Origin of the sequence: Kushneria sinocarnis (genome assembly GCF_003633775.1) — a bacterium.
GTDB lineage: Bacteria > Pseudomonadota > Gammaproteobacteria > Pseudomonadales > Halomonadaceae > Kushneria > Kushneria sinocarnis.
The window spans coordinates 51,085-73,547 of record NZ_RBIN01000006.1; the positions used below are offsets into that span (position 1 = coordinate 51,085).

Sequence of the window (22,463 nt, forward strand, 5' to 3'; positions counted from 1 at the left end):
AAGCGGCCCGCTCGCCCTCGTCGGCAAACGGATCGCCCCGCCGGCATGACCGACGGGGCGATTGCAGCGCAGGAAAGCCCACGCAAGCGCACCTTGCTGCGCCCTCGCGAAAGACAGCCCCCTACCGAGCCAGGCCCTGTTGTCCGGTTGCTCAGCCCCAGATCTCGTCGGCCAGCTCGACGATCATGGCAAGCTTGGCCCACTGCTGCTCTTCGGTCAGCAGATTGCCCTCCTCGGTGGAGGCAAAACCGCACTGCGGGCTCAGACAGAGCTGCTCCATCGGCACATGGTGAGCGGCTTCCTCAAAGCGATGCCGGATATCGGCCTTCGACTCCAGCTCCCCGGTCTTGGTGGTCACCAGACCCAGCACGACCTGCTGATGGCCCCGTGGCAGGAAACGCAGCGGCTCGAAGCCCCCCGCCCGATCACTGTCATATTCGAGAAAGAAGGCATCGACATTGACACCGCCCAGCAGGGTTTCGGCGACCGGCTCGTAGCCCCCCTCGCTGATCCAGGTGGAGCGGAAATTGCCCCGGCAGACATGCAGACTGACATGCAGATCCTCGGGGCGATCACGCAGCGCCCGGTTGAGCACCGCCGCATAGCGATACTGCAGCTGCTCTGGCTGCTCTTCGCCACGCTGGCGTGCCGCCTCCAGCTCCTTTTCGGAGCAGAGATAGGCCCACACCGTGTCATCCAGCTGAAGATAGCGACAGCCGGCCGCATGAAAGGCGTGAATGGCCTGTCGCCAGGCCTCGGCCAGATCCTCGAAGAAGGCATCCATGTCCGGATAGACGTCGCGACTGATCTGCTCCCGCCCGACCCTGAAGTGCAGCACACTGGGGCTGGGGATGGTCATCTTGGCGACCGACTGCTGCGCCACCTCATCCAGAAAGCGGAAGTCGTTCAGCATCGTATGCTCGGGATTGAAACGCACCCGATCGACCACCCGGATCCCCCGGGAGGGGGTCTGACGCCCCTGAAACTGGATGCCCTGTTCGGGGGTATAGCCTTCCACACCGTGGAGCTGTTCAAGGAAATCGAAGTGCCACCAGGCACGCCGGAACTCACCATCGGTTACCGCTTTCAGCCCGAGGGACTCCTGACGCGCCACCACACGGCGAATCTCGTCGTTCTCCACCTGACGCAGCTGCTCGGCACTGATCTCGTGTACATGGTGCTGCTGCCGAGCGGACTTGATGGCCTCGCTGCGCAGCAGGCTGCCGACCATGTCGGCGCGAAACGGGGGACGCGGCTGTTCGGATCGACTCATCTCTCTGCTCCATTAGCGTTCATCGCAATTGGTGCATATTCTGAAGCGACCTTTTGTTGAGTGCCATCGATTCACACTCAACATCAACATGCACATGATTCATGAAGATGGCGCCTCACTGTCCGCCTCGGCACCCGGCGGATGACCGTACTTGGCCTCGAACTGTTCGATCATCTCCTGACAGCTGTCGCGGCGATGGTGCTCCACTGCTGTCGCAGCCTCCTCTCCGGTCTGCTGCTGACACTGGCGGATCGACTGCAGCTCGTTGGCCTTCTGCTCATCCGTGCGATGGGTGGTCATGTAGGCAATGATGATGCCGTAGACCACTGCAATGAACAGCACCGCGCCCAGCATCAGCCCCAGGCACCCCTTCCTGCTTGCTCGCCGGTCACCGTGACCGGATGCCTGCCGTCGATCAGTGCCCAATGCGAATGCTTCCCTTCAGCCCGCCTGCCCGTCGTTCGATCATCACGCCTCCAGTCCGATCACTTTCGCCCGCATTGTGGCCATTCGGATGGGCCACGCCTACTGGTTTCTGCTGATTGACGCGATCAACTTCCCCGACCGGGACATCGCTCGGGCAAGCGCTCGGTACGCCTGCGAACGGGGACCACGTGCCGGCCATGATGGCACCCCTCAGTGCTCGGCAGCGGTACGTTCGCTACCCGTGGACTCCGCCTCGGCAGCTCTCGGGCGACGACTGCGCTGATAGAGTACGAGACAGAGCGTCCCGCCCGCCATCGCCGCCAGCGCAGCAAAGAGAAAGATCGCCGGATAGCCGAAATGACCGGCAATGACGCCGGCCAGCGGTCCGGTCGCCCCCACGGCCGCATCGAGAAAGACCGAATAGGCTCCCAGTGCCGCACTGCGGCTGGCCGCATCGATGCGATTGACCGCTACCACGCCGAGCGCCGGAAAGATCAGCGAGACGCCCAGTCCGGTCAGGGCCGCGCCCCCCATTGCCATCACCGGCGAGGCAGCCAGCCACAGCAGCAGCAGGCCCAGCGACTCGACGCAGAAACATGCCAGTGCCACGGGATAACCGCCGAAGCGGCCAATGCTCCCGGCAAAGAGCAATCGGGCAATGATGAAGGCCGCCCCGAAGATCGCCAGCCCCCAGGCCGCATGAGCCCACTGCTCGGCGGCAAAATAGAGCGTAATGAAGGTGGCGATCACGCCGTAGCCGATCGAACTCAGCGCCAGTCCCATGCCGAACGGAGCCACCCGACCGAAGACCCGGGAAAACGGCATGCGCTTGCCGGCAATCACCGGCGATGCCGGACGCCGCCAAGCCATCGCCAGCGAGGTCAGTGCCAGCAGGGCGATGGCGACGCCGACACTGCCGACGCCGCCCAGTTCGACTATCAGGGCGCCCAGCGGGGCACCGATCGCCAGTGCCCCGAAACCGGCAATGCCGTTCCACGAGATCACCCGGCTCATGTGGGTCGGCCCGACCAGCCCGATCCCCCAGCTCAGCGAGCCGGTGCCGATCATGCCCTGAGCGACACCCAGAATCAGGCGACTGAGCATCAGGATCAGCAGGCTGAGCAGTGGCTGCGCCTGCAGCAGCACGGCCAGCAGTACCAGCAACCCGTTGCCGGCACAGCCGGCCATGCCGGCCATCACGATCCGCTTGGCGCCCAGTCGATCGGCCAGCTGGCCGGCAAACGGCCGCGACAGCAGCGTCGCCACGAACTGGGAACTGATCACCACGCCCACCGTCACCGCGCTGAAGCCCTGCTCCCCGGCCAGCCAGGGCGGCAGCACCGTCAGTGTCATGCCGATACAGAGCATGCTGACAAAGGTGGAACTGACGATGGCGACAATCTGCAGCTTGAGCCTCAGCGAGGCCCGGGAAGCGTCGGACTCAGTGGACATGGCAACCACGACTGAAGGAAGTGAGCATATACATCATACAACTGTAACAGAGTGCCCCGGGTGCCGCGCCCTTCAGCCGCAGACCGGCCGGTGGCCGTTGCCGGCCCGTATGGCCAGATCGAGCGGCGATTGTCCGCGCAGCGCAATGCCTGAAAGCCCCAGAAAGCGCGCCAGACGTTCGAGCTCGACACTCAGCGCCGCCCCCACGGCTTCGATGTTCACCCCGGCTTCCGGATGAGAGGCGATCACCTCCAGCAGCCCTTGCGCCCGATCGGCGCGCAGGTCGAGACGCGCGACCAGGCGGCCATCGTGCATGAACGGCAGCACATAGTAGCCGTGACGGCGCCGGGCGGCGGGCGTATAGATTTCGATGCGATAGTGAAAGCCGAACAGCCGGGCCGCCCGGTCACGATCCCACATCATGGGATCAAAGGGGGCCAGCAGCGTCTGCAGCCCGTTCATCGGCGCAGGCCGCGCCCGGACATGACACCAGGCCTCGCTGGACCAGCCCTCGACGCTGACCGGCTCCAGCAGACGCTGCTCCACCAGTTCATCGATGCGGGCCCGGGTTTCGCCAGCCCCCAGCCGGAAATAGCGCTGCAGATCCCGGCGGGTCGCCACCCCCATCGCTCCGGCTGCGCGCTCGACCAGCGCGCGCTGGGCATCATCCACGGCGGGCGGCGCCTGCTCGACCAGCGCACGCCCCACCACCCGTTCCGGCAGATCATAGACCCGTTCGAAGCTGTTCCTGCGATGCGCGACCAGGATACGACCACTCCAGAACAGATACTCAAGCGCCGTCTTGCCTTCGCTCCAGCCCCACCAGCTCCCTTGCGAGCGCCCGCCTCCAGCCAGTTCGGACGCCGCCAGCGGCCCGGCGCGCTCGATCTGCGCCAGCATGGCCTCGATGAAGTCGGGATGCTCGCGCGAAAACCGCTTCAGGCGCCCCCACAGGCCGCCACCGCCCGCTTCGGCACGCTGCATGCGCCAGCGATAGAGCGGGTAATCCTCGACCGGCAGCAGTGAAGCTTCGTGTCCCCAGTATTCGAACAGTCGACGTCGTGACGGCGGCCCCTGATTGAAACCGTCGAGCCGGCTGCGATCATAATCCCCCAGGCGGGAGAAAAGCGGCATATAGTGCGCCCGACACACTACATTGACACTATCGATCTGTAGCGCGCCCAGGCGGCGCACCGTACCAAGCAGCTTACGGCCATCAGCCTGCCCTGAACCGGCACTGCGAAATCCCTGGCCCCCGAGTGCCAGCCGAATGGCCTGGTGCGCTGAAAGGGAGAGCGTCATGAACACCTCATTGTCGGATCACCGCATCCGGAGCGCACTCCACCGCGGTCATCGAAATGCATGTGATTGCCCCGTGCCCGCCGCCCGGGCTGAAGCCTGCGTGGCGTGACCCGGCCTGAATGACATTGACGGACCGCCAACCGGCCCCGATGACCGCATCGCCATGGAGATTGCCCATGCTTTCGATACTCACCGCCCGGCCACGCCCCACCTTCAGTGCGCTGATACTGGCGCTGACCACGCTGCTCAGCGCCGCTACTGCCATAGGCGAGCCGCCCGGGCATCATCGCAGCCCCACCGGCTCCGGCTTCAGCGAGCCCGGCCATCAGGGGCATGGCAGGCCGGGAGACGGCCATGGCCTGCCGGATGACGCACGCGCCATCTGGATCGGCAGCGCCCTCTATTTTCTGGCCGGCGGCAGCTGGTTCCTGTGGCATGCCGAAACCCGGCGTTACGCTCCGGTTGTCCCCCCCAGGGCGGTACAGAACACCGGGCCGGAGACCTACGATGTAATTGCCTATCCGGCCCGGGGCCAGAGCGAGGCACAACAGGCCCGGGATCGCTACGCGTGTCACCGCTGGTCCGTCGGCCAGAGCGGCTTCGATCCGGCCACCACCCTGCAGGCTCCGACCCTCACCCAGTCCAGCACCTATCGTCGGGCGCTGGCAGCCTGCCTCGAGGGGCACGGCTATACCGCTCGGTAAACGGATACCTTCAGGGCGTTCCCTGCTGCGATGCGGGGCGCAGCAGCAGTTCGCCCTCGATGGCGGTAAACCGATCGGCAGCACGAATCAGCGTATCGGCACTCAGCGCGCGAACACCAAAGACATCGACCCGGCAGGCATGCCGTTCGCGCAGTCGCTTCACCAGAAGGTCGAAATCGCCATCGCCGGAGGCGAGCACCACGCGGTCGACCTGCGCCGCGGCCTCGACCGCATCCAGTGCAATGCCGACATCCCAGTCTCCCTTGCTGGAACCGTCACGGCGCTGAATGTAGGGCTTGAGACAGACTTCGAAACCGGTTTCGCGCAGGATATCCTGAAAGCGGCGCTGGCGTTCATCTCCCCGATCAATGGCATAGGCCCGCGCCATGACGACGTCATCATTCCCCGCCATGGCACGCCACAGGTTCGGATAACTGACATGACAGCCGAAGGCCTGACGCGCCGTGTAATATAGATTCTGAATATCCACCAGCAGTGCAACACGGCTCATGCAACTCTCGATTTGAAGAAAGATAACGGTATAAAAAATCAGTCGGGAGATGATAGACCCAGATCCGCCGGATAATCCACGTCACGGTGGATACCGGGATCAGACACCGGGACATCAACCACCCGCTCGCGATAGCGTCGGATCACCTCGCGGCCGCCGGTGTCCCCGCCCTGCTCCGCCAGCAGCGGCCAGAAATCGCGACCGAACAGGACCGGATGACCGGGGCGCCCGTCATGCGCGGGACGCGTGATTGTTCGTGCCTCGGTTCGCGCCACCAGGGTCTCCAGTGTGTCGCGGGCAAGCCATGGCATGTCGCCCAGCAGTACCGCCAGCGCCTGCGCGGAGGGTGTGGCCGCTCTTGACAGCAGTGCCGTCACACCGGTCGCCAGACTGGCCCCCATGCCCTCATCGGCCCGTTCGGCGTGCACCAGGCTGACCCGGGGCGGCAGCGCCAGGGTATTGAACGCTTCTTCCCGGCGCACCACCAGCAGGATCTCGTCGAACACCGGGGTCAGCGACTCCAGCGTGGCGACCAGCAGCGGTCGACCATCGGCGAGGCGCGCCAGACGCTTGTCACTGCCGAACCGGCGGCCGCGCCCGGCTGCCAGTACCAGCGCCACCGCCCGGTGGCGCGAGGCCTCAGGCGACATCAGTCTCGCCTGTGGTGGCATGCTCCGTGAGCGGCGCGCCACGGCCATTGAAGATGCGCATGACATCGGCCACCACCGACAGCGCAATCTCGGCGGGTGCCTTGCTGCCCAGATCCAGGCCGATCGGCATATGAATACGCTCGATGTCGGCCTCGCTCAGGCCGCCGGATCGTGCCAGCCGTTCGGCCCGGCGCTGCGAGGTACGCTGCGAGCCCATCACGCCGATATAAAAGGCCGGCGTGCGCACGGCCTCGATCATGGCCAGATCATCGATCCGCGGGTCGTGGGTCAGCGCCACCACTGCGGTGGCCTCGTGACAGCCACCGGAGGCAATGAACAGCGAGGGCAGTACCGCCTGCACCTCGATGCCCTCGGCCTGCTCGCTGGCGAGAAAGTCACGGCGCACCTCATCACGCGCATCACAGACAATCACCTCATAGCCCAGCGCCCGGGCAAACTGCGCACAATAGCCGGCCACGGGCGAGATGCCTGCCAGAATCATGCGCAGTGCCGGGCCGATCCGGATCATGATCGTCCCCTGCTCGCCCTCGCGCTCGACCGCCGGCCCACCGGTGCTCTCGTCCAGCACCACGCGATAACGTCCGCTGATCGGCTCGACCCGCCGGATCAGCCGTTTCTGCCCCAGCAGGGTGGCCTCCAGCACTTCCAGATGGGTGATCAGCTCATCACTCACCTCACGCCGCTCGACCAGCACTTCGAGAATACCGCCGCAGGGCAGCTGCAGCCGCTGGCTCTCCTCCTGACTCTCGCCATAGCGCACGATCGACACCGGCTGCTGAAAGGCGCCGTCCTGCAGGCTTTCGATAAAGGCATCCTCGACACACCCGCCCGAGAGCGAGCCCACGTACTCCCCGCTTCCCTGCGCGACCAGCATCGATCCGGGCGCGCGCGGCGAGGAGCCATAGGTCGAAAGCACCGTACACAGCCAGATGGTCTCTCCCGCGCGCGCCCAGGCCAGCGCCCGGGAAATCACCTGAAGATCAAGATGACGCATACCCTGTTGTCTCCAAAATCTGCCGGTCCACAGTTGCGGACCCTGCTTCCCCGTTCGAATTCCTTCAGTGTAGTCGTGCGCCGAGACGGGCGTCATCTGCCGGCGACGCGGGCTGCCGGTTTTTCGGCATCAGCCCGTCATGAAGCCGCTTCGCGCCCCCGATGACGCTTCAGCATCGCCAGGGCGACCAGCGTCAGCAGCACCACAATGGCCGCAAAGAGCGTGGCCGCGATCCGGATCCCGGCCAGCATGGTAACCAGCCCGATACCGACGATCGGCAGCGAAATGGCGACATAGAACACCACGAACAGGGTCGAGGCGACGCTGGCACGCTGTGCCGCAGGACTGGCGGCAGAGACGCTGCCCATGCCGGCCCGGAACACGATACCCTGGCCGGCACCGGCCACCAGGGCACCGATCACCAGTAGCGCCATGCTCGCCAGCATGATACTGGCACCGACCAGCGCCGCGCCCACGGCCAGCACCCGACATCCCGATGCCAGCTCGATGCGCCGGGGATAACGGGTCTGCAGCGCCTGGCCTGCGATCGAGCCAATGAACAGCAGCAGTACGACGCCGCCGATGACCGCCCCGTTATGAATGTCGAGCACCCCGCCGACAAAGGCCGGGGCACTGGCCGTGAACAGCCCGAGCACGTTGAAACCGGCAAAACCGGCAATGGCCGCCGGCACGAAGACGCTGCGCACTTCCTCCGGCAGCGCCAGCCGCTGGGGTCTCAGACTGATATCGGCCGGCCGGGTCACGGTTTCCGGAGCCCGCATGACCGCCACCATCGCCAGCCCTGTCAGCACCAGGTGGAGGCCGTAACACAGGCGCAGTGACCAGGGCAGATACTCGCCCACCACTCCGGCCAGCAACGGTCCCAGACCAAGCCCGCCCATGTTGGCGGCGGTGGCAATCAGCGTGGCGTGACGCTGCCAGCGTTCGGGAATCGCCTCGATCACCGCCACCGTCGCCGTACCGGTAAAGATGCCTGCCGAGATCCCCGAGAGCAGACGACCGACCAGCAACAGCCCGAGCCCCTGCGCCACCAGAAAGCAGAGGCTGCTGAGCAGGGCCACCCCCAGTCCGGCCAGCAGTACCGGTCGACGTCCCAGCCGATCCGACCAGCGCCCGGTCACGATCAGTGCCGCCATCACGCCCAGCGCATAGGTGGCAAAGATCACCGTGATCATCACCTCGGAGAAGCCGTAGCGCTGCTGATAGATCGGATAAAGCGGTGTCGGCAGGGTGGTGCCTACCATGGTGACCAGAAAGGCCAGGGTGATGGCCAGCCAGCCCCGTGACATCGCGGAGGTCCTGTCGGTCATGAAGTCCTTCCCGTGTTCGCCGGGCCGGGACTGCCGGAGTGACCCGGCTACCCCGGACGAAAGTGTCAGTCGCCACCGGCCAGCAGGCGCACCGCAGCATGAAAATCGCCGTAGAGCGCCTGAAGATGGGTTTCGAAACCGGCCTGATAAAGCTGCTCGAAGGTCGGCCACAGCTCGCCCAGTACAGGTTCACGGCTACGCAGTGCGGCACGTCCGTTGAAGTCATCCTCTTCATAGTGCCGGCGAGCGCGCTCCAGCGCCTCGTCCTGCCCCTCTCCCGCGGCACCGGGCGCGATATTCGCAAGATAGACGAAGGCCAGCTCGGGATGGGCCGGCATCGGGTGACAGTAGGCCTGCCACCACCGGGTCAGCAGGCGGGACAGGCACTGCTGCGCCTGGGCCGGTTCGGGCGGGGACAGACGCAGCACCCGATCCTCGAAGACCAGCCCGATGTGCAGGGGCCGGCCCCGGGCGGTCACGGCCTGCTGCATCAGCCAGGCGCGCAACAGTCGAGCCGGCTTGCCGTACTGGATCAGCCTGCCGGCCCGGTCGCAGCGCAGATGACCGAAATGGGCCGGCGCCAGCGCCCACCACCACAGCCGCCCCTCGCCGTCATGATGCAGATCGTCAATGCGCTCCTCGAGATACAGCCCATTGGGCTCCTGCGCGCGCCACTGCACTCCCACGGGCTCGGCAGGCGTCAGCCCGTTCATACCCTCCTGCCAGCACGCCAGCTGGGCGTTGAGCGGCGGCAGCAGCGAGGCCATCAGCTGGCTGCCGAACCCCAGTGCCGGCAAGCGGCCTGCCATCCGGAACGACTCGGCAGCACGCTCCAGTGAGGGCGCTCCCTGGCGGACCGAATCGAGCAGTGAGCGCTTGAGCTCGAAGCGATCCAGGCCCTCCAGGGCAAAGGGCTCGGCATCATCCACCGGTGCCTTCGGCAGCTGAAAGTGGATCCCCAGCCGATCGCCCAGCGCGAGCGCCGCAGGCTGGCGCAGCAGTCGTGTCAGGGCATCGAGATCGAGCGGCTCGGCCGGCAGTTCGAAGGTGTCTTCGATCCTGTCGGCGGCCGGTGGTGCCACACCGGCATGTACCCTCTCCCAGGCATGCTCGTAGGTAAAAAGATCCGCGCCGGGCTCGAAATAGCGTTCGGCAAACGGCTGCAGCGGATGTTCCGTGATCAGCCGCCGCCGCAGTGCCTGATCATGATCGTTCTCCGCAGGATCGACCTGCCAGCCCAGCGAGAGGGTATCGAGCAGCTCGCTGACCAGAATCGACGGCGGCCGGGGCGTGTTGTCGCGCTGATCACGCCCCACCCAGGAGATCGTCAGCTGCTCGCGGGTCGCCAGCAGCGCTTCGAGAAACAGATAGCGGTCATCGTCGCGCCGCGAGCGATCGCCGCTGCGATGACGCTGAACCATCAGATCGAAATCCTGTGGCAGCCGTACCCTGGGATAATCGCCATCGTTCATGCCCAGCAGCCAGGTCTTGCGAAACGGAATCGCCCGCATCGGCATCAGCGTGGCGAAGTTGACCCGCCCGGCCAGAAAGCGCTGTGACAGCCCGCCATCGTCGAGTTCACCGGTCAGCGCATCGCGCACCACCGACAGCGGCAGCATGGCGTCGAAACAGGCATGACGGCAGGCCTCGAGCCAGCTCTCGATTGCCCGCTCGAAGCGCTCGCGAATGTCGAACTCGTGCTGCTCCTCGGGCGCGATCAGACTATCGAGCAGCGTGGTAAGCCGCTCCCCCCAGGTAACCGGATCGGTCGGCGTTGCCATCTCCCGGCGCAACCCTTCCAGGGTCCTGACCAGCGAGGCCAGCCGCCCGGCCAGATCCGCCTCGAGCCCACCGATCTCGTCATAGGCGGCAATCCCATCGAAATCCGCCTCGCCCATGGCATAGCCCAGCAGCATACGCTCCAGCCCGAAGCGCCAGGTATTGCCATGCAGCCCGGGCAGCCCCAGCGCCGCGCGGTGCTCGCCGTCCAGCCCCCAGCGCACACCGCTGCCCTGCAGCCAGCGCTGCAGCGTTTCCAGTTCACGGGTGCGAATATCAAACCGGCGCCGGAAGGCCGGCACATCCAGCCAGTCCAGCAGCTCGGTGACCCCCAGCCGTCGCTCCGGCAGCTCCAGCAGTGCCAGCAGACACTGCATCAGCGGATCGGCTTCGGAGGTCAGCCGATCGGCCACGGTAAACGGGATGTAGCGCGGATCATCGCTCGGCACCTGCCCGAAGACCGCTTCGATGAAGGGCGCGTAACGGTCAATATCCGGCACCATCACCACGATGTCACGCGGCTTGAGGGTGGCATCGCGTTCGAAGGCATCGAGCAGCTGATCATGCAGGATCTCGACTTCGCGCATCGGCGAGTGCGCCGAGGTCAGCGTGAGTGACTCGTCATCGGCCGCCAGGCTACGCCGCCCCGCCTGCTCGGTGCGCTCGGCGGGATGTTCGAGATCGAGGATATCCTGCTGCAGCTGATGGAGCAGCGGTGCGTGCTCTCCCTGCTCGACCCGGTCACGAAATACATCGTGCTCCAGATCGAAGGCATTATCCGCCTCGAACTCGTAGAGCGCCTCGATGAAATCACGACCGTGCGCGCCCCAGCTGGCCAGCAGCGGATTGGCACGCAGATGCAGGGTCTGCTCATCAAGGCCGGTCAGCCGGGGATGCTCGGCGTGACGCTGGCGATGGGTTTCGGCGCGCATCCGGGCCCGCAGTACTTCCCGGTCGGCCACGATGTCACCCCAGTAATACCGGCAGGGGTTGGCGATCATCAGCACCACATCCATCACCCCGGAAAGGGCATGCAAGGCTTCCAGCAGCTGATGCGGCAGTGCCGAGACCCCAAACACCACCAGCCGCGGTGGCAGCAGCGACGGCCGCTCGGTCAGTTCCCGGCTGGCCTGCAGAAAGCGGTCATGCAGTGCCGCACGATGACAAGAGCGCTCCGCCGGCGCGGCATCCTCGAGCAGCGCCTGCCACAGTCGCGGCTGCCAGGCCTCCTCCTCCGGCAGATCGGCCGGGGCCGTTTCTCCCCGCCCCCAGGCGGTGATCCAGTCGGGCCGATAGACCAGATACTGGTCGAACAGATCGGCCAGTCGTCCCGCAAGCTGATAGCACTTGCGATCACCACAGGCAACACCATCCGCCTGCGCAGGCGTCGTGTCGCGCGGCAGCTCATCGGCCAGGTAGTGCGCCAGTGGCGCAAACTCGGGCTCATCGAGCAGCTGCGGCAGCAGGCGCATCAGACGCCAGGTCAGCGGTCGCTTGTCGAAGGGGGACTGCTCGGGAATCTCGCTGCCGAGCACGGCACGATAGGCCCGCCACACGAAACTCGAGGGCAGCGGAAAATCGTTGGCGGCCGCGACGCCCAGCTGCTCGGCCAGCGAGAGCTGCAGCCACTGGGCCATGCCGTTGGATTGCACCAGGAAGGTTTCATTATCCAGCGCTGCCAGTGGCTGCCGGGTCGACAGCGACACCGCCAGATCACGCAGATCCTCGAGATGGTTGGCATGCAGAACGGTAAACAATCGCTTCTCCGGCGCGCTTCAGGGACAGATGACAGCTCTCCCGGAGCAGCGGGGCGAGCAGCACGCCCGCCCCGGGTCCGGCCCGTGGCAGGAGCCGCGATTGTCCGGGGCTGCCCCGGACACTGCAAGTACCGGTAAGCGCCGGCAGTCGACTCAGGTGATCTCGTCGTGCCCCGGACGCTCGTCATAGCGCAGGGTGTTGTGCATGTAGCCACCATCGACATAGAGCGTGGTGCCGGTGATATAGCGCGCCTGATCGGAGCAGGCAAACACCACCGTACCCGCCACATCCGCGGTATCGCCGACAAAGCCCAGCGGAATCCAGCTGTTCATGCGGTCGCGACCCAGCGATTCGATGTCATCATGGTTGATATCGGTTTCGATCGCGCCCGGCGCGATGCCGACCACCCGAATGCCGTATTCCGCCCACTCCAGCGCCGCACTGCGGGTCAGCATCTTCAGGCCGGACTTGGCCACGCCATAGTGCGCCACACCCTTGCGTACGACCTCATCATGAATGGACTGGATGTTGATGATGGTGCCACCACGGTGCTCACCGGCCTGCATGCGCCTGAAGGCACGCTGACTGCACAAAAAGGGAGCTTCGAGATTGACCTGCATCACGCCGCGCCAGACCTCGAGCGGCATCTCTTCCAGCGCGTGCGAATTCTCGAAGCCGGCATTGTTGACCAGAATATCGAGCCGATCGAAATGGGCATCGAACTGGGAGAAGATCGAGTCGATCGTCTGCTCGTCACTCAGATCGCCCACGATCACCCGGGTCCTGACCCCGTGGCGCTCGGCCAGCGATTCGGCCAGGATATTGACCTCATCGCGCGCCTTGCGCGAATGCAGCGCCACATCCGCGCCCGCCTCGGCCAGGCTTTCGGCGACTGCAGCCCCGATGCCGCGATTGGCGCCGGTAACCAGCGCCACCCTGTTGGCCAGTGAAATCTCCATGACATCTCCTTTGGACATCCCTGTATGTCATCAGAGCCTGGCTGTTTCACGCGCACACGGCCAGCACCGGGCCATGCCACACCCCGCCTGACGGCGCAGCCGGCCGGCAATGCCGGTACGGATGTTCAGCCGGCGGAGGCCGCGACCCGGCGATAGCGATGATGGACACGCATCAGTCCCAGCCCGATCAGCGCACCGATCGTGCAGACGATCGCCACGTAGAGCGCCGGTGACATCGGCATCACCTTGATCGACAGCGTGACCACCATGGGCGTCAAGCCGCCGAAGATGGCGTAGGCCACGTTGTAGGAGAACGACAGCCCGGTGAAGCGGATCGCCGCCGGAAAGGCCTTGACGGCAATCGCCGGCACCAGCCCGGTCAGGCCGACAAAGAAGCCGACCACGGCGTACAGGGGAAAAAGCCCGACCGTGCTGATCTGCATGCGGCCGAAAAAGACCCAGAAGCTCACTCCCAGCCCGACGCTCCAGATCAGCAGCATCAGGCCGTCACCGAATCGATCGGCCAGCCGACCGGCGACCAGACAGCCGATCATCACGCAGACGATCGCCACGATATTGGCCTCCAGCGTCAGGCCGCGATCGATACCGGCGAAGTTCTGCAACAGGGTCGGGGTCATCAGGATGGTCACCACCACGGCGGCCGTCAGCAGCCAGGTGACTCCCATGGCCAGCATCACCCCGCGCAGGTGATCACGCAGGATCAGCTTGACCGGCAGCTCGGTGGAGAGCGACTGGCGCTGCTGCATCTCGGTAAAGACCGGCGTTTCGTGCAGCCAGCGACGCAGATAGAGCGTCACGAAACCGAGCACGCCCCCGAGCAGGAACGGCAGACGCCACGCCCAGGCCGTGATCGTGGCATCGTCAAAGAGCGCGTTGATGGCCGTGGCCACCAGCGAGCCGAGCAGAATGCCGCCCACCAGCCCGGCGGACAGGGTGCTGGTGGCAAAGGCCGTATGGCGCGCCGGCACGTGTTCGGTGACGAACACCCAGGCCCCCGGCGCCTCGCCCCCGATGGCAGCCCCCTGCAGCACGCGCATCAGCAGCAGCAGGATGGGGGCCATCACGCCAATGGTGTCGTAGGTGGGCAGCGAGCCCATGACCAGGGTAGGCACCGCCATCAGGAAGATACTCAGCATGAACATCTTCTTGCGACCCAGCAGATCGCCGAAATGCGCCATGATGATGCCACCCAGCGGGCGCGCCAGGTAACCGGCCGCAAAGATGCCGAAGGTCTGTACCAGACGCAGCCAGTCGGGCATCTCGACGGGGAAGAAGAGCTGCCCGACCACGGTGGCGAAATAGACAAAGATGACAAAATCGTAGAATTCCAGCGCCCCGCCCAGAGCGGAAAGGCCCAGAATCCGGATATCACGGCCGTTCAGGGGACGCGAGGCTCCCTGCGTCCCGTGATCGGCGCCGTCGAGTGTTTCCATGTGGCTATCGATCGCAGTAAGCACGCCTTGTCCGGGACAGACGGCGCAATGATTCATTCGGGATGAGATAAGCTCGCAGGTCGCGGATCACGCGATCGGCCGGAGGACGGGGCATGGATCACATGCAAAAGGGGTCTCCCGGGCGAACCGCCATACTGACAGAAAACGACCCGACGGGGAACTCGCCGCTGCGTGCTGGACCGCCGGGTGGGCAGCGGGTCGATGAAGCTGCTACAACGAACAGGGGAACAGGCCAACAACATCAAACCGCTCCCGCTTGCAGAAAGCACAACAACCTGCAGAACCTGCAACAAGGAATCTGCCGTCATGTCCGATACTTCCTCGCAGCGCTGGTATGAACGGGTCCCGCATCCGGCCGTACTGATCGTGATGATGCTGATCCTGGTCTGGGGGCTGACCTGGCTGGTGCCCTCCGGCGAGTATGAACGTCACGCAGTGGCCGGACGCGAAGCGGTCATCCCCGGCACCTTCACCCTGACCGACACCACACCCCCTTCCCCGCTGGCCATCTTCCATGCCGTGCCGCTGGGCATGGTGGCAGCCTCGAGCATCATCTTTGCCGTTTTCATCGGCGGTGGGCTCTTCCGGGTGCTGGAGGCTACCGGCGCGCTGGAGCGTCTGATCGGCACCCTGGTGGATCGGCTGGGCAGCGACCGCCCGGCCCTGCTGATCTGGCTGATGACATTCGTTTTCGGTGCCCTGGGCGTGGCGGTCGGTTACGAAAACAATATTGCGCTGGTGCCGATTGCGGTGCTGCTGGGAACCGCTCTTGGAGGCGACCGGCTGACGGGGGCCGGTATCGCCATCTGCGGCGTCGGTATCGGATTCGCCACTTCGCCGATCAATGTCTATACGGTGGGTGTGGCCGACCGGATCGCCCAGCTGCCGCTCTTTTCCGGAGCCCTGCTGCGCAGCGTACTCTGCCTCGGGGCCCTGGCGATCGCCGCCCATCACATCACGCGTTATCTTGCCCGCATTCGCCATGCCCCCGAACGCAGCCTGATGCCGCCGGCAGACGAGCTGACGGATGAAGGCGGCGAATCCGCCCCGCCCCGGGGTCATCGTCTCGTCAAGCGGGACTGGGCGGTACTGGGTGTGTTCGTGCTCGGACTGGCCATCATGCTCTACGGCGTCTTCGCCCTGGGCTGGTACATCAACGAGATCGCCGCCACCTTCCTGGCCATCGCGATCGTGGCCGGACTGACCGGCGGCATGCGCCCCGGTACGCTCAACGCCCGCTTCTTCGAAGGCGCGGCCTCCGTGACCACCGGCGCACTGCTGGTCGGCCTGGCACGGGGGATCGAGGTACTGCTCGATCAGGGCCATATCGCCGATACCATCGTGCACGCACTCTCCGCCCCGCTTTCCGCCCTGCCGGTACTGGGTTCGGCGCTGGCCATGACAGTGGTACATGCCCTCATCAACTTCTTCATCCCCTCGGGCAGCGGCCAGGCCATTGTCACCATGCCGATCATGATTCCGCTCTCCGATCTGCTGGGCATGACCCGCCAGACAGCGATTCTGGCCTTTCAGGTCGGCGACGGCCTGACCAACCTGATCGTGCCGACTTCGGGCGGGACCCTGGCCATGCTGGCCATCGCCGGCGTGCCCTTCGACCGCTGGGTCCGCTTCTTCTTTCCCCTGCTGATGAAACTGTTTCTGCTGAGCTGGCTCGCCCTCTCCGTGGCGGTCGCCATTCAGTGGGGGCCGGCATGAATCCGGCAGGACACTTATCTCATTCACCTCCCGAGACAGGCGAGATCTGCATGAAAGCACATGACATCCTGAGTGAACTGGTCGGCTTCGACACCATTTCCAGCGCCTCCAACCTGGCACTGATCGAATGGGTCGAAGCATTTCTGCACCGTCATGATGTCCCCACCGAGAGGATTGCCAGTGACGATGGCCGCAAGAGCAATCTGCTGGCCCGGATCGGTCCCGAAACGGCCGGCGGTGTGGTGCTGTCCGGTCATACCGATGTGGTACCGGTCGAGGGTCAGCCCTGGCAGACCGATCCCTTTGTCCTGAGCGAGCACGACGATCGTCTCTACGGCCGCGGCAGCTGCGACATGAAGGGGTTTCTGGCCTGTGCGCTGGCCCAAGTGCCGCAGTGGCAGCAGCTTGAGCTCGAGCGGCCGATCTGGCTGGCCCTCTCCTATGACGAGGAGGTCGGCTGCCTGGGGGCACCGCGCATGATCGAACACCTGATGCAGCACCACCCTCGCCCGGAGAGCGTGATCATCGGTGAACCGACCCTGATGGCGCCGGTCATCCAGCAGAAGGGCATCACCAGCCTGCGTACTACGGTGCATGGCATCGAAGCGCACTCCAGCCAGATCCCCCAGGGCATTTCAGCCATCCATGCCGCCGCCCGCCTGATTGAACGCATCGAAACGATCATGGGCGATCTGGCCGCCGAGAACCGGCTCAATCAGGCCTTCAACGTCCCCTACTCCAGCCTTCATGTCGGCCGGGTACAGGGCGGCACCGCCATCAACATCATGGCCCGTCAGTGCCGTTTCGACTGGGAGATTCGCCATCTGCCCGGCGATGGTTTCGATGAAGTATTCGAACGCTTTCGGGTCGCCAGCGCCGAACTGGAAGAGGCGCTGAAAAACCGCAACCCCGCCTTTGCCATCGAGACCGAGCGTCTGACACCCACGGTACCGGCGCTTGCCGACCGGGATAACGACCAGGCCCTGGCCCTCTGCGATACCCTGCTTGGCGCCCGGGAGCGGGAAGCGGTCGCCTTTGCCACCGAAGGCGGGCGGTTCCAGAACGCCGGCCTGCAGGTGGTGATCTGCGGGCCGGGCAGCATCAGTCAGGCCCATCAGCCCGATGAGTACATCGAACGCGAACAGCTTGAGCAGTGCACGAATTTCATGACCCGGCTCGGCCGGCATCTGGCGTGCGCCGATTGATCCACTTCGGCACAGCGAAGAGCGGGAATATCTTCCAAGCTGTGACAAAGTGTAAAGCCGCCCGGCAGACCGTTACCGGGCGGTGACATCCGAATCACAGGGAGGTAGCTCATGAACCCATTCAGGCGTCGTTCGCGTCAGCCCCGGGCAGGGGTCGAAACGGAATCGATCCTTCCCGGCGAGCATTTCGAGGATGTGCCCAACCTGATCACCCTGAACGATCTCAAGCGCCGCCAGCAGCGCATCGAATGGCGCATGCGTCAGGAACACTTCAAGCGCTACGGCGTGGCACCCGGGCCTACCATCATCCGTAATCTGAACTGATGGCTTTCGCCGGACGGTGGCTGGCGGCCTATGCCCTGTCCGGCGGGATGTCGCAACACGTCTGCATGATGTTACGCCACCATTCGTGTCCCCGATCACGCAGCAGGCTGATATTGCGTTCGGGGATACGCTCGGGATTGGCGAAGCGCTGAAGCGCCGCCTCCACCTGGGCTTCACGCAGCAGATGCAGCACCGGGAAGGGGGAACAGTTGGTGAGATTGGCCGGGTCGTCCGCCGGCGCATCGCCGAAGCGGTAGTCGGGATGAAAGCTTGCCAGCTGATAGACGCCTTCATAGCCTTCCAGCTGCATCAGGCGTTCGGCCAGTGCCAGAGCGTCAAGATAGTCCTCGAAGACCTCCAGCCCCGGCGTCACGATCAGCAGCGTGGTCGCCGTATGCGCGTCGGCATCCAGGTGTCGACACTCCTCGATCAGCCGCTGGAGCAGCGCTTCGGTATCGTGTCCGCTCACCCGACAATAACGTACCCGATCGGCGTCGAACTCGCGGCGAGCGAAGGGACAGATGTCGTGAGCAATGACAAAATTGTATAACCAGCGGCGAGTAGCGGTCTCGGGATCGGGTTGCACATCGTGGTGGGAAGTCATCAGGCATGCAGGACCGGTGGGAAAACGGAGTATGGCGTGCTGGCAAACAGGCAACCCCCCTGCGCCGCAGGGGGGTTGCCCGATCTCATGCCCTCGTTTGAAGCTCAGCCTTCCAGCCGGGCATCGAGGGTAATCTCGGCATTGAGCAGCTTGGAGATCGGGCAGCCTGCCTTGGCATCATTGGCCGCCTTTTCGAAATCGCCCTGATTGGCGCCGGGGACCCGGGCCACCGTTTCCAAGTGTACGGCGGTCACGGTAAACCCGCTGTCATCCTGTTCCAGGGTGACGGTCGCCTCGGTTCTGATGCTTTCGGGTTCCATGCCACCCGCGCCCAGCATCATCGACAGCGCCATCGAGTAGCAGCTGGCATGGGCGGCACCGACAAGCTCCTCCGGGTTGGTCCCCGACTGCCCTTCGAAGCGGGTCTTGAAACCATAGGGATTCTGCTTGAGCGCCCCGCTTTCGGTGGAGACGGTGCCCGTCCCCTCCTTCAGGCTGCCCTGCCACTCAGCGGAGCCTTTCTTTTTGATCGCCATGCTTCCTCCTTTTCCGGGTTCACGTGGCGGTGCCCCCTGGCACCCGACACGTTCAGCATAGATGATTCATGCCGACTTGCCGATCAGAGTACCGCCAGTGCGGCATCATAATCGGGCTCATCGCGAATCTGCTCCACCAGCTGGGAGTGCAGCACCCGATCGTTTTCGTCAAGCACGATCACGGCGCGTGCGCACAGTCCGCGGATCGGTCCGCTGGTCACGCCCACCCCGTAACCGTTGGTGAACTCGTCATGATGGCGAAAGGTGGAGAGCATCCGGACCCCTTCAAGCCCTTCCGCACCACAGAAACGGGCAGCCGCGAAGGGCAGATCAGCGGAAATGACCAGTACTACGGTATTGTCGAGCGCCGTCGCACGCTCATTGAACTTGCGCGTCGACATGGCGCAGGTCCCGGTATCCACGCTGGGGATGATGGAGAGCACCTTGCGCTGCCCGGAGAAATCGCCAAGCTGCACCTCTTCCAGATCCTGACCGGTCAGGGTGAAGGGCTTGGCCGTATCGCCCGGCTGGGGAAAGGTCCCCTTCACATCCACCTGGGTATCCCCGAATTTCACCTGATTCATCGTATGGCCTCCCTTGCCATGATGGATGCCGGTACAAGTCACCGGACATCGCTGGATTCATCACTCAAATATCGAGGTCATGGCCGCGGAATGCAATGTGACGAGCGCAGTCGGTGAAGTCCGCCAGGGCTCATACTACCGCCCGGGGACAGGGCAGTTCGCCGAGCAGCGCCGCTGTCAGCGGCTCGAGGCGCCAGCGGGCGCTTTCCTCATCCGGCGGTCGGCAGAGGATCGGCTCGACGTTGCCGACCCGCGGGCCGAGGGGGCTGCCCTGGGTCAGCGCCCGGATCACCCGGAAGACGCCCGAGTGCGCCACCACCAGCGGACATTCGAACTCGTTCAGCACGCAGGTGAGCGCCCCGCCGACCCGATCACGGAAAGCCTCCCAGGATTCGCCCGACCGGGGATGCTCGAAATAGGGCATCGGCTCGCGAATCGGCTGATTCTCCCAGCAGCCCCAGTGGCGCTCGCGCAGATCGGCATAACAGTAAAGGGGGCCTGTCGAGACGGCCAGCCGAGCCGTCTTGCGGGCACGAAACATCGGACTGACGGCCACGCACGACCACGTCACGCGATCCAGCAGGGGGCGGGCGGCACGCGCCTGCTCCTCGCCGCGCGGGGTAAGCGGCACATCAAGGCAGCCGGCAATCAGCCGCACGCGATTGTGAAAGGTCTCGCCGTGGCGAAGAAAGACAAAGGGTCTGGGAGGCAGTCCGTCCATGGGATGTCCGGGATTTCGGGTTTCGATTGAAGTTTAGCGTTCCGGGGAACACGGCATCATGGGCTCTATCGGCCATCCGGCCCGTGACTGAATGAATGGCCGCAATCTGACACCGCCCGGGCACTCGAGGCACTGGCCCTGTTTGATTCCGGGGGCATCGTGACTGCCCCGGGCTTCGATCTGTTCGAGGGCGATCGGCAGGCGGGGATCAATGTCTCATCGCAGGGCTTTCATCGCCTGGGTCAGCGCCTGGCGGCCATCGATCGCCCCGCCCTGATCGTGCAGGAGGGTAACCATGCCATCGAGCGGGCTGGAAGAGCTTGCCGAGCGCTTCTTCAGCGGTTTCATCGCCGCTCGTGGCGGCTGAACGAAACGACGGATTCCCGGGTTCCCGCTCCGGAGACCGGAAACCCGCCGATCATGCCGGCACGCTAGCGATCGTTGCGTTCCCAGTTGCGATCCGACGGCTGCGGCGGCACCCACTGATAAAGCCAGGTCTCGCTCAGCGTCTGCTCCTGCTGATGCAGATAGAGTCTCAGGGTCACCGGTTCGGTCGACTCGCTGTCGGGATACCAGTCGAACTGGACTCGCCACTGATCCAGCGGCCCCAGCTTGCCGATCGAAACCACTTCGGTGCGACCGTGCGAGGCCAAGATCTCGGCCTTGACCGTGGCATCGGGCGGCATCGAGGCCAGCGGCTCGCCGCGAAAATCGACCGCAAAGCGCCTGGCCCAGGTCTCCGGCGGATGCTCGCCCGGAATCCAGCCGGGTTTGGATCCGCCGATGCCACTGAAGGTCTTGTCGACCTGACTCAGCGAAGGCTGATACGGCGGCCGCGGGCTCCAGTAGAGCCGATAGGCGTAGTGCAGGTCATCACCCGCCTGCACCGGTTGCTGCGGCTGCCAGAAGGCCACGATATTGTCCACGGTTTCGCCCATGGTCGGCAGCTCGACCAGCACGATACTGCCATCGCCCCAGTCACTGGTGGGTTCGCACCACAGGCTCGGACGGTTGCTGTACCAGTTGACGGTGTCACGGTAATGCTCGAACTCGTGATCATCCTGCACCAGCCCGAATCCGCGCGGGCTACCGGCACTGAAGGCGTTGTACTGCAGATGTTTGGGGTTATAGAGCGGCCGACAGATCCACTCGCCGTCATCGAGCCACATCGACAGCCGATCGGAGTCATGTACCTGCTCAACCACGGTATTGCGAGAGGACTGCTGGCTGGGTCCGGTCAGGAACATGCTGGTCATCGGCGAGATACCCAGTCGTCTGATCGGCTTGCGCGGATAGACATGGGCATCCACCGACATCACTACACGCTCTGCCTGGCAGTCGATGTCGAAACGGTAGGCGCCAGTGGTGCTTGGCGAGTCGAGCAGCGCATACACGGTCAGCTGCGCCCGGTTGGGATCGGGATGTTCGAACCAGAAGTGGGTAAAGGCGGGGAACTCTTCCGAACCTTCATCCGGCGGCATGGCCGTATCGATGGCCAGCCCCCGGGCCGAGAGGCCGAACTGATCGTTCTTGTCGATCGCCCGGAAATAGCTGGCCCCCAGAAAGGCCACCACGTTGGCCAGGGCAGAAAAGTCGGGGCTGCGCGACACCCTGAACCCGGCAAAGCCGAGATCCTGCCCTTCAAGCTGGCCGGTATCCACCCCGCTGCCGTTGTACTTGAATAGTTCGGGGTTGAAATGGATCTCGCGGGCCCTGCCGTCATTGACGCTGTACATGCGCACCGGCTGGTTGAAATGCATGCCGACATGGAAGAATTGCACCTGCACATCGGCATCGGCATCATCCGACCAGAGCGCATGATTGCGATCGTAGCTGATGTTGGAATAGTGATGCGGATCAAGACTGGCCAGCGTCTCGGGCAGTTTTTCGGTGCGATCCTGATAGGCCGAACGGGCCATTTCGCGGGCGTGCTGTTTCAGCCAGTCATGACTGAACGACTGCGCCTGATCATCGAGAGCGATGTCCACGCCCTCGCCCGGCGCCTGTGAATCGGCTCGCGCCGTGAAGGCCGCCGGTGTCATACCCAGCGCCGAAAGAGCCATCGACGCCTTCAACAGAGTTCTTCGATCCATGGGTGGGCCAATCCTTCTGATTGCAGACCATTACCCGGGCGGACA

Annotated in this window: 21 protein-coding genes; 4 read left to right on the forward strand and 17 right to left on the reverse strand. The window is 64.6% G+C overall.

Going from position 1 to position 22,463, the window contains the following annotated elements; translation table 11 throughout:
• Positions 1–151: 151 nt before the first annotated feature.
• From C7446_RS10595 to C7446_RS10610, 4 genes are all read right to left on the reverse strand, one after another.
• The gene (locus tag C7446_RS10595; RefSeq protein WP_121173085.1) at positions 152–1,273 is read right to left on the reverse strand and encodes a cobalamin-independent methionine synthase II family protein; all 1,122 of its coding nucleotides are present in this window, start codon (positions 1,271–1,273) and stop codon (positions 152–154) included.
• A 99-nt stretch (positions 1,274–1,372) separates the two neighbouring features.
• Positions 1,373–1,699, reverse strand: a complete 327-nt coding sequence (locus C7446_RS10600; protein WP_170150061.1) for a hypothetical protein — start codon at positions 1,697–1,699, stop codon at positions 1,373–1,375.
• Between the two features lie 210 nt (positions 1,700–1,909).
• The gene (locus C7446_RS10605) at positions 1,910–3,151 is read right to left on the reverse strand and encodes an MFS transporter (RefSeq protein WP_121173087.1); all 1,242 of its coding nucleotides are present in this window, start codon (positions 3,149–3,151) and stop codon (positions 1,910–1,912) included.
• A gap of 72 nt (positions 3,152–3,223) precedes the next feature.
• Positions 3,224–4,453: a winged helix-turn-helix domain-containing protein gene (locus C7446_RS10610; protein WP_121173088.1), complete on the reverse strand. Its 1,230-nt coding sequence runs from the start codon at positions 4,451–4,453 to the stop codon at positions 3,224–3,226.
• A gap of 176 nt (positions 4,454–4,629) precedes the next feature.
• Between C7446_RS10610 and C7446_RS10615 the strand changes: the two genes are divergently transcribed.
• Positions 4,630–5,157, forward strand: a complete 528-nt coding sequence (locus C7446_RS10615; protein ID WP_121173089.1) for a hypothetical protein — start codon at positions 4,630–4,632, stop codon at positions 5,155–5,157.
• Between the two features lie 10 nt (positions 5,158–5,167).
• Here the strand turns inward: C7446_RS10615 and C7446_RS10620 are convergent, their stop codons facing one another.
• The 7 genes from C7446_RS10620 to C7446_RS10650 all read right to left on the reverse strand — a co-directional run bounded on the left by C7446_RS10620 (position 5,168) and on the right by C7446_RS10650 (position 14,614).
• Positions 5,168–5,668: a LabA-like NYN domain-containing protein gene (locus C7446_RS10620; protein ID WP_121173090.1), complete on the reverse strand. Its 501-nt coding sequence runs from the start codon at positions 5,666–5,668 to the stop codon at positions 5,168–5,170.
• Between the two features lie 38 nt (positions 5,669–5,706).
• A complete protein-coding gene (locus C7446_RS10625; RefSeq protein WP_121173091.1) occupies positions 5,707–6,318 on the reverse strand; it encodes a nucleotidyltransferase family protein in 612 nt (203 codons plus the stop codon).
• Positions 6,308–7,333 carry an XdhC family protein gene (locus tag C7446_RS10630; RefSeq protein WP_121173092.1) on the reverse strand — a complete coding sequence of 342 codons (1,026 nt, stop codon included), beginning with the start codon at positions 7,331–7,333 and terminating at the stop codon, positions 6,308–6,310. Before C7446_RS10630 ends, C7446_RS10625 begins: the two co-directional genes overlap by 11 nt.
• A 137-nt stretch (positions 7,334–7,470) precedes the next feature.
• Positions 7,471–8,664 carry an MFS transporter gene (locus tag C7446_RS10635; protein WP_121173093.1) on the reverse strand — a complete coding sequence of 398 codons (1,194 nt, stop codon included), beginning with the start codon at positions 8,662–8,664 and terminating at the stop codon, positions 7,471–7,473.
• A gap of 65 nt (positions 8,665–8,729) precedes the next feature.
• On the reverse strand, positions 8,730–12,200 hold the full coding sequence (gene recC, locus C7446_RS10640; protein ID WP_121173094.1) for an exodeoxyribonuclease V subunit gamma: 3,471 nt from the start codon (positions 12,198–12,200) through the stop codon (positions 8,730–8,732).
• A 153-nt stretch (positions 12,201–12,353) separates the two neighbouring features.
• Positions 12,354–13,160, reverse strand: coding sequence for an SDR family NAD(P)-dependent oxidoreductase (locus C7446_RS10645; RefSeq protein WP_170150062.1), 807 nt, complete (start codon positions 13,158–13,160; stop codon positions 12,354–12,356).
• Between the two features lie 125 nt (positions 13,161–13,285).
• A complete protein-coding gene (locus C7446_RS10650; RefSeq protein WP_121173096.1) occupies positions 13,286–14,614 on the reverse strand; it encodes an MFS transporter in 1,329 nt (442 codons plus the stop codon).
• A 327-nt stretch (positions 14,615–14,941) separates the two neighbouring features.
• Between C7446_RS10650 and C7446_RS10655 the strand changes: the two genes are divergently transcribed.
• The 3 genes from C7446_RS10655 (at position 14,942) to C7446_RS10665 (ending at position 17,880) form a co-directional block, all read left to right on the forward strand.
• Positions 14,942–16,351 carry a YfcC family protein gene (locus C7446_RS10655; RefSeq protein ID WP_121173097.1) on the forward strand — a complete coding sequence of 470 codons (1,410 nt, stop codon included), beginning with the start codon at positions 14,942–14,944 and terminating at the stop codon, positions 16,349–16,351.
• 50 nt (positions 16,352–16,401) lie between these two features.
• Positions 16,402–17,556, forward strand: a complete 1,155-nt coding sequence (gene argE / locus C7446_RS10660; RefSeq protein WP_121173098.1) for an acetylornithine deacetylase — start codon at positions 16,402–16,404, stop codon at positions 17,554–17,556.
• A gap of 111 nt (positions 17,557–17,667) precedes the next feature.
• Positions 17,668–17,880 (forward strand): hypothetical protein, encoded by a 213-nt coding sequence (locus tag C7446_RS10665; protein WP_121173099.1) that lies wholly within the window; start codon positions 17,668–17,670, stop codon positions 17,878–17,880.
• A gap of 28 nt (positions 17,881–17,908) precedes the next feature.
• Here C7446_RS10665 and C7446_RS10670 read toward each other — a convergent pair whose 3' ends face one another.
• The 6 genes from C7446_RS10670 to C7446_RS10690 form a co-directional block, all read right to left on the reverse strand.
• Entirely contained in the window at positions 17,909–18,484 is a 576-nt protein-coding gene (locus tag C7446_RS10670; RefSeq protein ID WP_121173100.1) for a DUF1415 domain-containing protein, read from the reverse strand.
• Positions 18,485–18,588: 104 nt separating this feature from the next.
• Positions 18,589–19,020 carry an OsmC family protein gene (locus tag C7446_RS10675; protein WP_121173101.1) on the reverse strand — a complete coding sequence of 144 codons (432 nt, stop codon included), beginning with the start codon at positions 19,018–19,020 and terminating at the stop codon, positions 18,589–18,591.
• Positions 19,021–19,103: 83 nt separating this feature from the next.
• Entirely contained in the window at positions 19,104–19,604 is a 501-nt protein-coding gene (tpx, locus tag C7446_RS10680; protein ID WP_121173102.1) for a thiol peroxidase, read from the reverse strand.
• Positions 19,605–19,734: 130 nt separating this feature from the next.
• Positions 19,735–20,325, reverse strand: coding sequence for a histidine phosphatase family protein (locus C7446_RS10685; protein WP_121173103.1), 591 nt, complete (start codon positions 20,323–20,325; stop codon positions 19,735–19,737).
• A gap of 216 nt (positions 20,326–20,541) precedes the next feature.
• The gene (locus C7446_RS16785) at positions 20,542–20,673 is read right to left on the reverse strand and encodes a hypothetical protein (RefSeq protein ID WP_281272350.1); all 132 of its coding nucleotides are present in this window, start codon (positions 20,671–20,673) and stop codon (positions 20,542–20,544) included.
• 83 nt (positions 20,674–20,756) lie between these two features.
• A complete protein-coding gene (locus C7446_RS10690; RefSeq protein WP_121173104.1) occupies positions 20,757–22,418 on the reverse strand; it encodes an OpgD/OpgG family glucan biosynthesis protein in 1,662 nt (553 codons plus the stop codon).
• Positions 22,419–22,463 lie beyond the last annotated feature (45 nt).